At 66.5% G+C, this 12,516-nt stretch carries 11 protein-coding genes and 1 pseudogene; 8 read left to right on the plus strand and 4 right to left on the minus strand.

Going from position 1 to position 12,516, the window contains the following annotated elements; translation table 11 throughout:
• Positions 1-184: 184 nt before the first annotated feature.
• The gene (locus E4O92_RS19695; RefSeq protein WP_135191365.1) at positions 185-1,138 is read right to left on the minus strand and encodes a flagellin N-terminal helical domain-containing protein; all 954 of its coding nucleotides are present in this window, start codon (positions 1,136-1,138) and stop codon (positions 185-187) included.
• Positions 1,139-1,421: 283 nt separating this feature from the next.
• On the opposite strand from E4O92_RS19695, the gene dusA reads away from it, so the two are divergent.
• The 3 genes from dusA (at position 1,422) to E4O92_RS19710 (ending at position 4,985) form a co-directional block, all read left to right on the plus strand.
• Positions 1,422-2,447 (plus strand): tRNA dihydrouridine(20/20a) synthase DusA, encoded by a 1,026-nt coding sequence (gene dusA / locus E4O92_RS19700; protein WP_135191366.1) that lies wholly within the window; start codon positions 1,422-1,424, stop codon positions 2,445-2,447.
• Between the two features lie 329 nt (positions 2,448-2,776).
• Positions 2,777-4,579 (plus strand): methyl-accepting chemotaxis protein, encoded by a 1,803-nt coding sequence (locus E4O92_RS19705; protein WP_206076911.1) that lies wholly within the window; start codon positions 2,777-2,779, stop codon positions 4,577-4,579.
• A 73-nt stretch (positions 4,580-4,652) separates the two neighbouring features.
• The gene (locus tag E4O92_RS19710) at positions 4,653-4,985 is read left to right on the plus strand and encodes an energy transducer TonB (RefSeq protein WP_135191367.1); all 333 of its coding nucleotides are present in this window, start codon (positions 4,653-4,655) and stop codon (positions 4,983-4,985) included.
• A 206-nt stretch (positions 4,986-5,191) separates the two neighbouring features.
• Here E4O92_RS19710 and E4O92_RS19715 read toward each other — a convergent pair whose 3' ends face one another.
• The 3 genes from E4O92_RS19715 to fdx form a co-directional block, all read right to left on the minus strand.
• On the minus strand, positions 5,192-5,746 hold the full coding sequence (locus E4O92_RS19715; RefSeq protein ID WP_135191368.1) for a cytochrome b: 555 nt from the start codon (positions 5,744-5,746) through the stop codon (positions 5,192-5,194).
• Entirely contained in the window at positions 5,709-6,197 is a 489-nt protein-coding gene (locus tag E4O92_RS19720; protein ID WP_135191369.1) for a hypothetical protein, read from the minus strand. Before E4O92_RS19720 ends, E4O92_RS19715 begins: the two co-directional genes overlap by 38 nt.
• Before the next feature lie 65 nt (positions 6,198-6,262).
• On the minus strand, positions 6,263-6,610 hold the full coding sequence (fdx, locus tag E4O92_RS19725; RefSeq protein WP_135191370.1) for an ISC system 2Fe-2S type ferredoxin: 348 nt from the start codon (positions 6,608-6,610) through the stop codon (positions 6,263-6,265).
• Positions 6,611-6,851: 241 nt separating this feature from the next.
• Here fdx and E4O92_RS19730 point away from each other — a divergent pair, with 241 nt between their 5' ends.
• From E4O92_RS19730 to E4O92_RS19750, 5 genes and pseudogenes are all read left to right on the plus strand, one after another.
• On the plus strand, positions 6,852-7,502 hold the full coding sequence (locus E4O92_RS19730) for a cytochrome c3 family protein (protein WP_135191371.1): 651 nt from the start codon (positions 6,852-6,854) through the stop codon (positions 7,500-7,502).
• A 5-nt stretch (positions 7,503-7,507) separates the two neighbouring features.
• Positions 7,508-10,378 carry a 4Fe-4S dicluster domain-containing protein gene (locus E4O92_RS25350; protein WP_167759839.1) on the plus strand — a complete coding sequence of 957 codons (2,871 nt, stop codon included), beginning with the start codon at positions 7,508-7,510 and terminating at the stop codon, positions 10,376-10,378.
• Positions 10,378-11,802: an NrfD/PsrC family molybdoenzyme membrane anchor subunit gene (gene nrfD, locus E4O92_RS19740; RefSeq protein ID WP_135191373.1), complete on the plus strand. Its 1,425-nt coding sequence runs from the start codon at positions 10,378-10,380 to the stop codon at positions 11,800-11,802. The genes E4O92_RS25350 and nrfD overlap by 1 nt, the downstream gene beginning before the upstream one ends.
• Positions 11,799-12,329, plus strand: coding sequence for a DUF3341 domain-containing protein (locus tag E4O92_RS19745; RefSeq protein ID WP_135191374.1), 531 nt, complete (start codon positions 11,799-11,801; stop codon positions 12,327-12,329). Before nrfD ends, E4O92_RS19745 begins: the two co-directional genes overlap by 4 nt.
• Positions 12,326-12,516, plus strand: a pseudogene (locus E4O92_RS19750) (c-type cytochrome); the annotation flags it as partial. The gene E4O92_RS19745 and the pseudogene E4O92_RS19750, both read left to right, overlap by 4 nt.

The following is a 12,516-nucleotide window of genomic DNA, read 5'->3' on the forward strand; positions in this document are numbered from 1 at the left end:
ATCGCACTGAACGTTCCCCTTGCCTCCCCCGTCACGCCGACGTTCGACGTCGACGTGACGGGGGAGGCAAGGGGAACGTTCAGTGCGATCGCGGTCATGGCAGTCCCGGCGAGAAGAAAAAAAGGCCAACCGAGCGGTTGGCCTTGGGCAGTTCCCGGCTTGGGCAAGCCGGGGAAAGGCCAAATTACTGCAGCAGCGACATGACCATCGAGGACATGCTGTTGGTCTGCTTGAGCATTGCGGTGCCAGCCTGCAGCAGCATCTGGTTCGAGGTCATGTTCGACGATTCGGAAGCGAAGTCGACGTCCATGATGCGGCCGGTTGCGTTCTGGGTGTTGGTGCTGATGTTGTTCAGGTTGTTGTAGACGTGCTCGAGGCGGTTCGACGCCGCGCCCAGGCCCGAACGGACCGCGCCGACGAGGTCGATCGCACCGCTGAGGACGTCGATGGTCAAACGGGCCTTGTCGGCGCCGGCGCTTGCCAGGGCGGTGGTGGGATCGGCATCGTAGTTCGTCACGTCGAACAGCTCGCCGCCACGCGAACCCGCGATGGCCCCCTGATCGTACGCTTCGCTCACGGCCAGCATGCCTTTACCGTCGATGGTGTCGACGTCGCCGTTGGCGGTACCATCAAGGTCAGTCATCAGGGTGCTCAGGTCGACATCCATCTTCTCGTCCTTGGTGGCGCCGATCTGGAACGTCATGCTCTTTTCAATGGTGCCGCCCTTGAGCAGCTTGCTGCCGCCGAAGGTGGTGTTGTTCATGATGTTATTCAGTTCTTTGCCCAGGGCGTCGTACTCATCCTGCATCGCCTTCTGGTCGGCCACGGTGGACGAGGCGTCGGCCGCCTGCGTTGCCAGGTCCTTCATGCGGACCAGGATGTTGGAAACTTCGTTCAGCGCGCCGTCGGCCACTTGCAGCATCGAGATCGAGTTCTGGGTGTTGCGCATTGCAACGGCCATGCCGCTGGTCTGGGCTTTCAGACGGGTGGCGATCTGCAGGCCGGCTGCATCGTCCATTGCCGAGTTGATGCGATAGCCGGTCGACAGACGGGTCATCGAGGTCGACAGGGCGCTCTGGGTTTTGGTGATCGAGTTTTGTGCGGAAAGGGCCGCTGCGTTGGTGTGAAGGCTCAGCATTTTACACTCCTGAATTAATCGGGTTGGCGGTGAAGACTGCGTTGGAGCAGCGGTTTCGTCGCGCTCTCACAAGTACAGGACGACCGTTTTGATCAGTTCATTAAATGCCATGTGGAAATTTTTTTAGGGAGGCCATCCGGACCGCCGCCGTGTACGGCGGCGCATCCGGGAAAGCGGGCGGTTCGACTACGAACCTGATCGGCGCTGCGGTACAATGACCGGTTTGGGCATTTGCCCGCGCTACCCGTAGCCGCCGGCCCGCCCGGCCTCGATTTCAGTCAAGATGCAAGCTCCCACTCACGAAACCGGCCGGCCGGCCGGTACGCCGCTGCCTTCCCGCCGCCTGTCGGTCGCCCCCATGATGGACTGGACCGACCGGCACTGCCGCGTGTTTCACCGCCAGATCACGCGCCATGCCTGGTTGTATACCGAGATGGTCACCACCGGCGCGCTGGTCTACGGCGACGTGGAGCGCCACCTGCGCTATGACGGGATCGAGCACCCGGTCGCGCTGCAGCTGGGCGGCAGCGAACCGGCCGACCTGGCCAAGAGCGCCAAGCTGGGCGAACAGTGGGGCTACGACGAAATCAACCTGAACTGCGGCTGCCCGTCCGAGCGGGTGCAAAAGGGCGCGTTCGGGGCTTGCCTGATGCTCGAGCCGCAGCTGGTGGCCGACTGCGTCAAGGCGATGCGCGATGCGGTGTCGATCGACGTCACGGTCAAGCACCGGATCGGCATCGACAAGACCGAGGACTACGGGTTCGTGCGCGATTTTGTGGGCACGATCGCCGATGCCGGCTGCCGCACCTTCATTGTCCATGCCCGCAACGCCGTGCTCAAGGGCCTGTCGCCCAAGGAAAACCGCGAAATCCCGCCGCTCCGGTACGAGGTGGCGTACCGCCTGAAGCAGGAATTCCCCGAGCTCGAGATCATCATCAATGGCGGCGTGAAGTCCGACGACGAAGTCGCCCTGCACCTGCAGCATGTGGACGGCGTCATGCTGGGCCGCGAGGCCTATCACAACCCCTACCTGATGGCCGGTTGGGATGCGCGCTTTTACGGCGACGACGCGCCCCCGAAGACGCGCGAGCAGGTGCTCGAGGCGATGCTGCCCTATATTGCGCAGCAGCTGGAACAGTACGGGCGCCACGGCCTGAAGCTGAACAGCATCACCCGCCACATGCTGGGCCTGATGGCCGGGCTGCCGGGCGCCCGCGCGTTCCGCCAGTTGCTGTCGGATCCGAAGCGCCTGGCCGCCGGCGATCCCCGCCTTCTGCTCGAGGCCGCCGCCCGCATGCGCGGCGCCTGACTCATTTGCGCGGCCGCCGGCCGCGCTCCCTCTGTCGGCAAACTACCACACCGCCCCCGCATTTGCGCGGGCGCGGCCGTCTGCTGCTTGCTGTAAGGCAAGATTGTTACCTATAATCACTACTCGCTTCTCTTTTGCATGTTCATTAATTGTTACATGTTTTGAAAGATTTGCCGGGAGGAACGAGCGATTGTTGTCGCTGCGGCCAAGTTTTGATTTATCCTCACGGCAATGCATTTATTTCCACAGAAAAGTCGGAATGAATGCAAAAAAGTATCGCCGGGACATGGCGAGCGAGAATCGACAATCAGAGAAGGAATAGGGGCGACATGAATTTGACGAATATGAAGGTCGGGACGCGACTCGGCCTGGGATTTGCACTGGTGCTGGTGCTGCTGGTGGCGGTGACCGTGGTCGGTTTGCTGCGCATGGCGCAGATCCAGGACCGGCTCGATCATGTGGTCAGCGTCAACAACGTCTCGACCCGGCTGGTCATCGACATGCGCAATAACGTCAGCGAGCGGGTCGCCTCGCTGCGGGTGCTGACCCTGATGACGGATTCGGCCGACATGGAGCCGGAGCTGAACAAGTTCAAGGAACAGACCAAGAAGTACGACGCGCTGCAGGACAAGCTGTCGCAGGTGTTTGCGGCCCGGGCGTCGAACGAGGAACGCTCGCTGCTGGCCCAGGTCAAGCAGCATGAGGCGAGCGCGATGCCGGCCATCGCCAAGGCGTCCGAGCTGTACCTGGCCGACAACGCGGTCGAAGCGACCCGCGTGATGATCAAGGAAATCCGGCCGGCGCAGAAGAAATGGATGGAGGCGCTTGACCAGCTGGGCCAACTGGAGGACCAGCAGAACGCGCAGAGCCAGGCTTCGGCCGAGGCCGCCTTCGCCAGTGCCCGCAACTTCATGCTGACGCTGCTGGCGCTGGCGATGGCGATGGGCATCGCCGCCGCCGTGGTGATCACGCGCGGCCTGCTCAAGCAGCTCGGCGGCGAGCCCGGCTACACCGCCCGGATCGCCGGCAGCATCGCCAATGGCGACCTGTCGATCGCCATCGACACCCACGCCTCGGACCGCGGCAGCTTGCTGGTCGAGATGAAAGAGATGCGCAACAGCCTGGTGGGCATCGTCGCCCAGGTGCGGCGCGGCACCGAGACCATCGGCACCGCCTCGCGCGAGATCGCGGCCGGCAACATCGACCTGTCCTCGCGCACCGAGCTGCAGGCCAGCTCGCTCGAGAAGACCGCGTCGGCGATGGAAAGGCTGACCGGCACCGTCAAGCAGAACGCCGACAACGCGCGTGAGGCGAACCAGCTGGCGGCCACCGCGTCGGACGTCGCCAGCAAGGGCGGCCAGGTGGTGTCGCAAGTGGTCGAGACGATGGGCTCGATCAACGCCTCGGCCAACAAGATCGTCGACATCATCGGCGTGATCGACGGCATCGCGTTCCAGACCAACATCCTGGCCCTGAACGCCGCGGTCGAAGCGGCGCGCGCCGGCGAGCAGGGGCGCGGCTTCGCGGTCGTCGCCTCCGAGGTGCGCAACCTGGCCCAGCGTTCGGCCGCCGCCGCCAAGGAAATCAAGACCCTGATCGGCGATTCGGTCGAAAAGGTCGAGCGCGGCAGCAAGCTGGTCGGCCAGGCCGGCGTCACGATGGACGAGGTGGTCGACAGCGTCAAGCGCGTCACCGACATCATGGGCGAGATTGCCGATGCCAGCGCCGAACAGAGCGCGGGGATCGAGCAGGTCAACCAGTCGATCATCGAGATGGACAGCATGACCCAGCAAAACGCGGCTCTGGTCGAAGAAGCCGCCGCCGCCGCGCAAAGCCTGCAGGACCAGGCGGCCGAACTGGCGCGCGTGGTCAGCATCTTCAAGCTGGCCGAAGGCGAAGAGGCGTACACGCCGCCGGCCCCGGTGGCACCTGCGGCGCCTGCTGCACCGTCGACCGCAGTAGTGGCGCTGCGTCCGGCGGCCAAGCGCGCTGGGCGGCCGGCGCTGAAGAAGGCGGCAGCGTCTGCGAAGCCGGCAACGCCAGCGCAGCCGGCAGCGGCGGCGCAGGAACCGGCCGCGTCCAAGCCGAAAGCGCCCGCGACCACGGCCGGCGACGAATGGGAAGAGTTCTGAGTAGCGGCGGTGCGCTGCAGGCAGCGTGCCGCCGGACCCAGTTTTTTGACGTAACTAATAACCAATAAGTACTATGAAACAGATCACCACAGCCCTCATCCTCGCCGGCCTGGCCGGCACTGTATTCGCTGCCGAGGTACCGGCCAGCTTCGATCCGAAGAGCTGCAAGGTTGAATACCCCAAGGCATCGCTGATGAACGAAGAACAAGGCACGACCTCGATGTCGTTCCTGGTCAATGCCGACGGCACGGTGGCTGACTCCAAGGTGGAGAAGTCGAGCGGCTTCAAGGGCCTGGACAAGGCCGCCATCAAGGGCCTGTCCGCCTGCAAGTTCAAGCCGGGCACCAAGGACGGCGCGCCGGCCCAGACCTGGACCAAGGTCGACTACGCCTGGAAGCTCGACTAAAACCAAATTAGGGTCAGAGTAGAAAACCTAATTGGGGTCAGAGTAGAATTTTCGAGCAACTTTCTCCCCAGCAATTGGGGTCAGAGTCGAATTATTTAGCAATTCGCGAAAGTTGCTGAGAAATTAGGGTCTGACCCCAGGGGCTTTTGTGGCAATCCACGAAAGTTGCGGAGAAATTAGGGTCTGACCCCAGGGCTTTGAGAGCATCAGAACCACATCCGCTGGAAAATCCGGTCGCGGTTGATCAGCAGGTGCTTCAGGCCGCCGAGCGCATGCACGGCGGCGAGCACTGCGAGTATCGATGCTATGATCGCATGCACCCCGAACAGGGTTTCGGCGGTGTCGTGGTTGGGCTGGTGCCAGGCCGGCAGATGCAGGCCGAAGAATACGATTCCGCTTTTGGTGTATGACGCGCCGAGAAAGCCGATGACCGGCTGCGCGATCATGCAGGCGTAGAGCAGTCTTTCAACCACCGTCGTGGCTTTCGCTTCCCAGCGCGGTACAGTGGCCGGTAGCCCCACCGGCCGGTGCGTCAGGCGCCACACCAGGCGCGCCAGCACCAGCGCAAACACGACGATCCCAACCGACTCGTGCAGGTGGAAGTAGCGGTCCGCTCCCGGTTCGTCCTCGATACTCACCATGTACAAGCCGAGCGCGAGCATCCCAACGATGAGGATCGCCAGCAGCCAGTGCAGGATCACCGCGACCGGCGAGAAGTGCCATTCACCTGGCGTAGTCGGGTCCGGGGATGGGGGTTTCATTGCACAGCTGTTGCATCGCTTGCAGGTGCTGGTCGCGCATCTGCGCCGACATGCCCGGCAGGAATTGGTTGATCAGCGCCTCACGTTCCTCCGGCGTATTCGCCGAATCGAGGCGGCGCTGTTGCGCGCACATCCTGGCGGCATCGGTCCGGCCCGGTCCCGGCATCGCCGCCGTTGCGCCGATCTGGCTGCTGCCGATCGCACCGCCGTCCGTGCGCGGCATTCCCATGCCGACCGAACCGGCGATTGCCGCCGATCCGGGACCGGGACCCGAACCCGTGCCGCTGTCCGTCAAGCCGCTGGCGCTGGTCCAGCTCGCCGGTGCCCGCTGCAACGCCGGCTCGCCCGATGCGTTTGCGGAAGGCTCGTTGGCGTGCCAGCTACTGCAACCGCACACCATGCAGGCGGCAAGGCAATATGCGGCCTCGCGCAGAAAGGACGTGCACTTCATGACATCCCCCCGTCCGTATTCGCGTTCGACTGCACCTGCTGCGCGGCGGTTCCATGTACCCTCAGTCAGGGCTTGGGCGGCTTTTCCTTTTCCAGGTTGATGGAATACATGGGAATCTCGACCACGAGGTCCTCGTTGTCCACCAGCGCCTGGCACGACAGGCGCGATTCCGGCTGCAGCCCCCAGGCCCGGTCCAGCATGTCTTCTTCGTCTTCCTCCGGCGGATTGAGCGAGTCGTAGCCCTGGCGCACGATCACGTGGCAAGTGGTGCAGGCGCCCACCTTGCCGCAAGCGTGTTCGATTTCGACGCCGTGATCGAGCAGCGCGTCGCACAGGGAAAGGTGTCCCTGTGTCTCGAATACCTTGCCCTCGGGTGCGTATTCCGGGTGCGGCAAGACGGTGATCTTTGGCATTGCCAACCTTTCGACCTGTTGGAGGCTTTACTGTAGCCCTTCGTGCACGCGCGCGGCGCGGGCCACGGGTGCCCGCGCCAGTGAACCGCTCGGCGCAAGAGCATTCCGCCAGGGACAAGCTTTGACCGCTGAGGTTCCGTCGCCGCCGCCGCGAGTCTGGCGTGGTCAAGCACAGGCAGAAGGGACGCAACGGCGGCCCCGTCCTTTGGTCTATCGGAGGCCCTGACTCGAAACCTGCACAATGACCCAGGCCTTCCGTCCCGCCACCGTTCTGGTGCTAAAGCTCGGCTTTATCGGCTTCGTGCTGGCTTGCGCGGTTGTGATCGCGCTCGCCAGGTGGCGCATGGCGCCGCCCGGCGCGGGTACCACCGCGATTTCCCAGCCGATCCGCTTCAGCCACCAGCACCATGCCGGCGACGACGGTATCGACTGCCGTTACTGCCACACGTCGGTGGAAAAGTCGCGCTTTGCCGGGCTGCCCTCGACCGACATCTGCCTGACCTGCCACTCGCAACTGTTTCGGGATGCGCCCGCACTCGCGCCCTTGCACGAGAGCGCGAGCACCGGCTTGCCGATCCGCTGGAACCGGGTCCACAAGATCCCGGATTTCGCCTACTTCGACCACAGCATCCATATCAGCAAAGGCGTGGCCTGCATCGAATGCCACGGGCGGGTCGACCGGATGCCGGTGCTGGTGCGGGTCGCCTCGCTGGAAATGCAATGGTGCCTGGCCTGCCACCGCAGCGCGCCGCAGCACGTCGGGCCGCTGAGTGACGTCTTCCTGATGCAAGACAAACGGCCGCTCAGCGCGCAGGAAGTCACGCAACTGAATCGCATGTTGCACCTTCAAAGTACACGCCGGCTGACCGATTGTTCGACCTGCCATCGCTGACACCCATGCCCCGTTATCCGACCATTCCGCTTGTCCCCGCCGGCCGCGCTGCCGCGAGCGAGTCGCGCCGCACTGCGCTCAGGCTGATGGCGGCATCGGCGGCGCTCGCCGCCGGCGGCTGCAAGGGGCCGCCGCAGACGGAGATCTTGCCGTACGTGGCGATGCCGGAACAGCTGGTCCCCGGCCAGCCCCTGTTCTATGCATCGACGTTCGTGCGGCGCGGGCTGGCGCACGGGGTGCTGGTCGAGTCCAACATGGGCCGCCCGACGAAGGTGGAGGGCAATCCCCTGCATCCGGCGACCCTTGGCGCGAGCGATGTGTTCATGCAGGCGTCTATCCTGCAAATGTGGGACCCGGACCGCTCCCAGACCGTATGGGGCAGCGGCGCGGTATCCACCTGGCGGGCATTCGAAACGATGCTGGTGCCGCTGCGTGCGCGCTGGCAGCAGGACGGCGGGGCCGGGCTGCGCATCTTGACCGGCCCGGCCAGCTCGCCGCTGCTGGCCGCGCAGTTGCTGGCGCTGTTCGCGCGCTACCCGAACGCGCGCTGGCACAGCTACGATCCGCTGCAAGACGAGCGGGACGCCCAGGCGGCGCGCCTCGCGTTCGGCCGCCCGGCCGATGTGCTGCTGCAGTGCGAGCGCGCCACCGCGGTCGTCAGCTTTGACGCCGACATCATCGGCGGCGACTGGCCAGGCGCCATCGCCAATGCGCGCCAGCTGGTGCAGGGGAGAAACAGCACGGCCACCGGGTTCACGCGCCGGCTGTTTTCCGTTGAAGCGACGCCCGGGCTGTTCGGGGCGATGGCCGACAACCGGCTGGCGCTGGCGCCCGCCGACATCGACTATCTGGTGGCGCGCGTGGCCGCGCGCTTCGCGCTCACGCCTGCCCCCGCGGCGCGCACCGACCCGCGGCTGGCCGGCTGGGAAGCGCGGCTCGCTGCGGTGCTGGCGCAAAACCAGGGGCGCTCGCTGGTGGTGGGCGGCGGTTCACTGTCGGCGCCTAGCCGCGCGCTGGTGCATCTGCTTAACGCCCGGCTGGGCAATGCCGGCCGCACGGTCATCTACATCGATCCGGTCCGCCTGCTGCCCGGCGGCGCACCGGGCTCGATCGGGGCGCTCGCAGCCGACATGCAGGCCGGCGCGGTGGGCACGCTGGTCATGATCGGCGCCAATCCGGTCTACAACGCGCCCGCCGACATCGGCTTTGCGGCGCTACTTAAGCGGGTGCCGCTGGCGATCCACCTGGGCCTGTACCGCGACGAGACCGCGCGCCGCAGCCACTGGCACCTGCCGCGCTCGCACGATTACGAGCGCTGGAGCGACGCGCGCGCCTTCGACGGCACGGCGAGCATCGTGCAGCCGCTGATCGCGCCCCTGTACGACAGCCGCAGCGAGCATCAGCTGGTGGCGCTGCTGGCGGACGACCCCGAACGCAACGACTACGCGCGCCTGCGCCGCTTCTGGAGCGCGCGCGTCGGCGCGTTTGACTTCAACGGGTTCTGGCAGCGCGCGCTGGGACGTGGAATCATCGACGGCAGCGCGGCGTCGCCGCTTGTCCTGCCCACCGCCGCCACGCTGGCGCCGCGGCCCGCGCCCCCGCCCGTGCGCACCGGGCTGCTGCCGCTGTTCGTGCCGGACATGCGCATGGACGACGGCGAGTTCGCCAACAACGGCTGGCTGCAGGAGCTGCCGCATCCGCTGACCAAGCTGACCTGGGACAATGCCGCCCTGCTGGCCCCGGCCACCGCGCGCCGCCTCGGGCTCGAACCGGGCGACGTGGTCCGGCTGGCGCTGGGGCAAGAGGCAGGGCAGGGGAACGCGGTCGAGGCCCCGGTGTGGATCCTGCCCGGCCATGCCGACGACTGCATCACCCTGCCGCTGGGCTTCGGCCGCAGTGCCGCCGGGCGCGTCGGCGACGGCGTCGGCTTCGATGCCTACCGCCTGCGCACCGCCGCCGCCGCCACCGGCCAGGCCACGCTTGCCGTCACCAAGACCGGGCGCCGCCACCAGTTCGCGCCGATCCAGGGCAACGACCGCATGGAGGGGCGCGAGCTGGTGCGCGTCGTGGGCGTCGACGCATTCCGGCGCGATCCGCGCGTGGCGACGGCGGCACCGAGCGCGCGCACGCCCGAGCAGAACCTGTACCCCCAATACGATTATTCGCACTATCGCTGGGGCATGGCGATCGACCTGAACAGCTGCATCGGCTGCGGCGCCTGCACCATCGCCTGCCAGGCCGAGAACAACATCCCCGTGGTGGGCAAGGAACAGGTCCGGCGCGAACGCGCCATGCACTGGATCCGCGTCGACCGCTACTACCAGGGGCCGCGGGAACGCCCGCGTACGCTGTTCCAGCCGGTGCCCTGCATGCATTGCGAGTACGCGCCGTGCGAGGAAGTGTGCCCGGTGGGCGCCACCGTGCACGACAGCGAAGGCCTGAATGTCCAGGTCTACAACCGCTGCGTGGGCACGCGCTTTTGCTCGAACAACTGCCCGTACAAGGTGCGCCGCTTTAACTTCCTGCAGTTTTCCGACCAGCACACCGAGACCTACAAGGCGATGCGCAACCCGGACGTGACGGTGCGCCAGCGCGGCGTCATGGAAAAGTGCAATTACTGCCTGCAGCGCATCACGCGCGGCCGCCTCGATGCCGAGCGGCTTGGCCGCCGGATCGCCGACGGCGAGGTGATCACCGCCTGCCAGGCGGCCTGCCCGACCGGGGCGATCGTGTTCGGCGACCTGAACGACCCGGCCAGCCGCGTCAACCGGGCCAAGGCCTCGCCGCTCGACTACGCGCTGCTGGCCGAGCTCAACACCCGCCCGCGCACCAGCTACGCGGCGCGCGTCCTCAACCCCGACCCGGAGCTGCCCTGATGCCGGCGCCCCCCCTGCAGTCCTCGCAGCCGGCCTCGGAGCAGCCGCCCGCGCAGCACCCGCCCGTGTCGCGCGGCACCCCGGTGCTGGCCGGCCACTGGGGCTACGCCAGCGTGTCCGACAAGATCTCGGACCTGGTGCTCACGCGCCCCGTGCACTGGTCGTGGCTGGCCGTGTTCATCGTCAGCTTCGCCGGCGTGCTGGTGTTCATCGGCGCCGTGTCCTGGCTGTTCATCAAGGGCGTCGGCATCTGGGGCGTGGACATCCCGGTGGCCTGGGGCTACGCGATCGGCAACTTCGTCTGGTGGATCGGGATCGGCCACGCCGGCACCTTCATCTCGGCGATCCTGCTGCTGCTGCGCCAGCGCTGGCGCACCTCGGTCAACCGCTTCGCCGAGGCGATGACCCTGTTTGCCGCCGGCATCGCCGGGCTGTTCCCGATCCTGCACCTGGGCCGCCCCTGGTTCTTCTACTGGATCGTGCCGTATCCGAACGTGATGAACGTCTGGCCGCAGTGGCGCAGCCCGCTGGTGTGGGACTTCTTCGCGATCTTCACCTACCTCACCGTGTCGCTGCTGTTCTGGTATGCCGGCCTGCTGCCGGACCTGGCCACCTTGCGCGACCGCGCCGGGGTGGCGCCCCGCCAGCGCGGCAAGCAGTTCATCTATGGCCTGCTGGCGCTGGGCTGGCGCGGCGAGGCGCGCCACTGGGCGCGCTACGAGATCGCCTACCTGCTGCTGGCCGGGCTGGCCACGCCGCTGGTGGTGTCGGTGCACACCGTGGTGTCGCTCGATTTCGCCATCGGCAACACGCCCGGCTACCACTCGACCATCTTTCCCCCGTATTTCGTGGCCGGCGCGCTGTTTTCGGGCTTCGCGATGGTGCTCACGCTGGCGATCCCGCTGCGCCGCCTGTTCGGACTGGAGGACTTCATCACCGGCCGCCACCTGGCCAACGCGGCCAAGGTGCTGCTCGCCACCGGCTGGCTGGTCGCCTACGGCTATGCGGCCGAGATCTTCACCGCCTTCTACAGCGGCGACCAGTTCGAGCGCTACATGACCATCAACCGCTGGGTCGGGCCGTACGCGCCGGTCTACTGGTCGTTCATGACCTGCAACGTGCTGGTGCCCCAGCTGCTGTGGTGGCGGCGGGTGCGCCACAGCGTGCCGCTGCTGTTCCTGATCAGCCTGGTGATCAATGTCGGGATGTGGATGGAGCGCTTCTTCATCGTCGTCTCCAGCCTGCACCGCGACTTCATGCCGTCCGCCTGGGGCATGTTCTACCCGACCCTGTGGGACTGGCTCACCCTGTTCGGCTCGATCGCGCTGTTCGTCTGGCTGTTCCTGCTGTTCATCCGGGTGCTGCCGGTCATTTCGATCGCCGAGATGCGCCAGCTGGTGCGCGCGACGCGGGAGCCGGCATGAGCGCGCTGTATGGCCTGCTGTTTGAATTCCCCACTGCCGACGCGCTGCTGGCGGCGGTGCGCCGCGCGCGCGAGAACGGCTGCCGCGAGGTGGACGCCTATTCGCCGTTCTCGATCGAGGGCATGCCCGCGGCGCTGGGATTTCGCAGCCACGCGGTGCAGGCCTGGACCTTTGTCGGCGCGCTGCTGGGCGGGGGCGGCACCTACTTCCTGCAATGGTATTCGGCGGTGATCAACTTCCCGATCAACGTCGGCGGGCGGCCGCTGCACAGCTGGCCGTCGTTCATCCCCGCCACCTTCGAGATCACGGTGCTGGGCGCGGCGCTGGCCGCCCTGATCAGCATGCTGGCCGCGAACGGCCTGCCGCGCCTGATCCATCCGCTGTTCGGCGCCCCCGACTTCGACCTGGCCTCGCGCAACCGCTTCTTCCTGTGCCTGCCGGCCAGCGACCCGACCTTCCATGCCGGGCGCAGCCGCCAGATGCTGGCCGACCTGGAGCCGATCAAGATCAGCGAGGTGCGCCGATGAGGGCGGTCCTGCTGCTGTGCGCGCTCCTGCTGACCGGCTGCGAGAAGGCGATGCAGAACATGTACAACCAGCCGCGCTACAACCCGATGGCGCCCAGCAGCCTGTTCGCCGACGGCACCTCGGCGCGCCCGTTGCCCCCTGGCAGCGTGCCGCACGCGCGCGGCCCGTTCGCCGGCTCCTCCAGCTG

This window comes from Massilia horti, assembly GCF_004614195.1.
Classification (GTDB): Bacteria; Pseudomonadota; Gammaproteobacteria; order Burkholderiales; family Burkholderiaceae_D; genus Telluria; species Telluria horti.

What these genes read in the sequence shown, in the direction of transcription:
- dusA (WP_135191366.1), top strand. Translation starts at nt 1,422, where the DNA reads ATGCAAGCTCCCACTCACGAAACCGGCCGGCCGGCCGGTACGCCGCTG.
- E4O92_RS19715 (WP_135191368.1), bottom strand. Translation starts at nt 5,746, where the DNA reads ATGAAACCCCCATCCCCGGACCCGACTACGCCAGGTGAATGGCACTTC.
- E4O92_RS19695 (WP_135191365.1), bottom strand. Translation starts at nt 1,138, where the DNA reads ATGCTGAGCCTTCACACCAACGCAGCGGCCCTTTCCGCACAAAACTCG.
- nrfD (WP_135191373.1), top strand. Translation starts at nt 10,378, where the DNA reads ATGCCGGCGCCCCCCCTGCAGTCCTCGCAGCCGGCCTCGGAGCAGCCG.
- E4O92_RS19745 (WP_135191374.1), top strand. Translation starts at nt 11,799, where the DNA reads ATGAGCGCGCTGTATGGCCTGCTGTTTGAATTCCCCACTGCCGACGCG.
- E4O92_RS25350 (WP_167759839.1), top strand. Translation starts at nt 7,508, where the DNA reads ATGCCCCGTTATCCGACCATTCCGCTTGTCCCCGCCGGCCGCGCTGCC.
- E4O92_RS19730 (WP_135191371.1), top strand. Translation starts at nt 6,852, where the DNA reads ATGACCCAGGCCTTCCGTCCCGCCACCGTTCTGGTGCTAAAGCTCGGC.
- E4O92_RS19720 (WP_135191369.1), bottom strand. Translation starts at nt 6,197, where the DNA reads ATGAAGTGCACGTCCTTTCTGCGCGAGGCCGCATATTGCCTTGCCGCC.
- E4O92_RS19710 (WP_135191367.1), top strand. Translation starts at nt 4,653, where the DNA reads ATGAAACAGATCACCACAGCCCTCATCCTCGCCGGCCTGGCCGGCACT.
- fdx (WP_135191370.1), bottom strand. Translation starts at nt 6,610, where the DNA reads ATGCCAAAGATCACCGTCTTGCCGCACCCGGAATACGCACCCGAGGGC.
- E4O92_RS19705 (WP_206076911.1), top strand. Translation starts at nt 2,777, where the DNA reads ATGAATTTGACGAATATGAAGGTCGGGACGCGACTCGGCCTGGGATTT.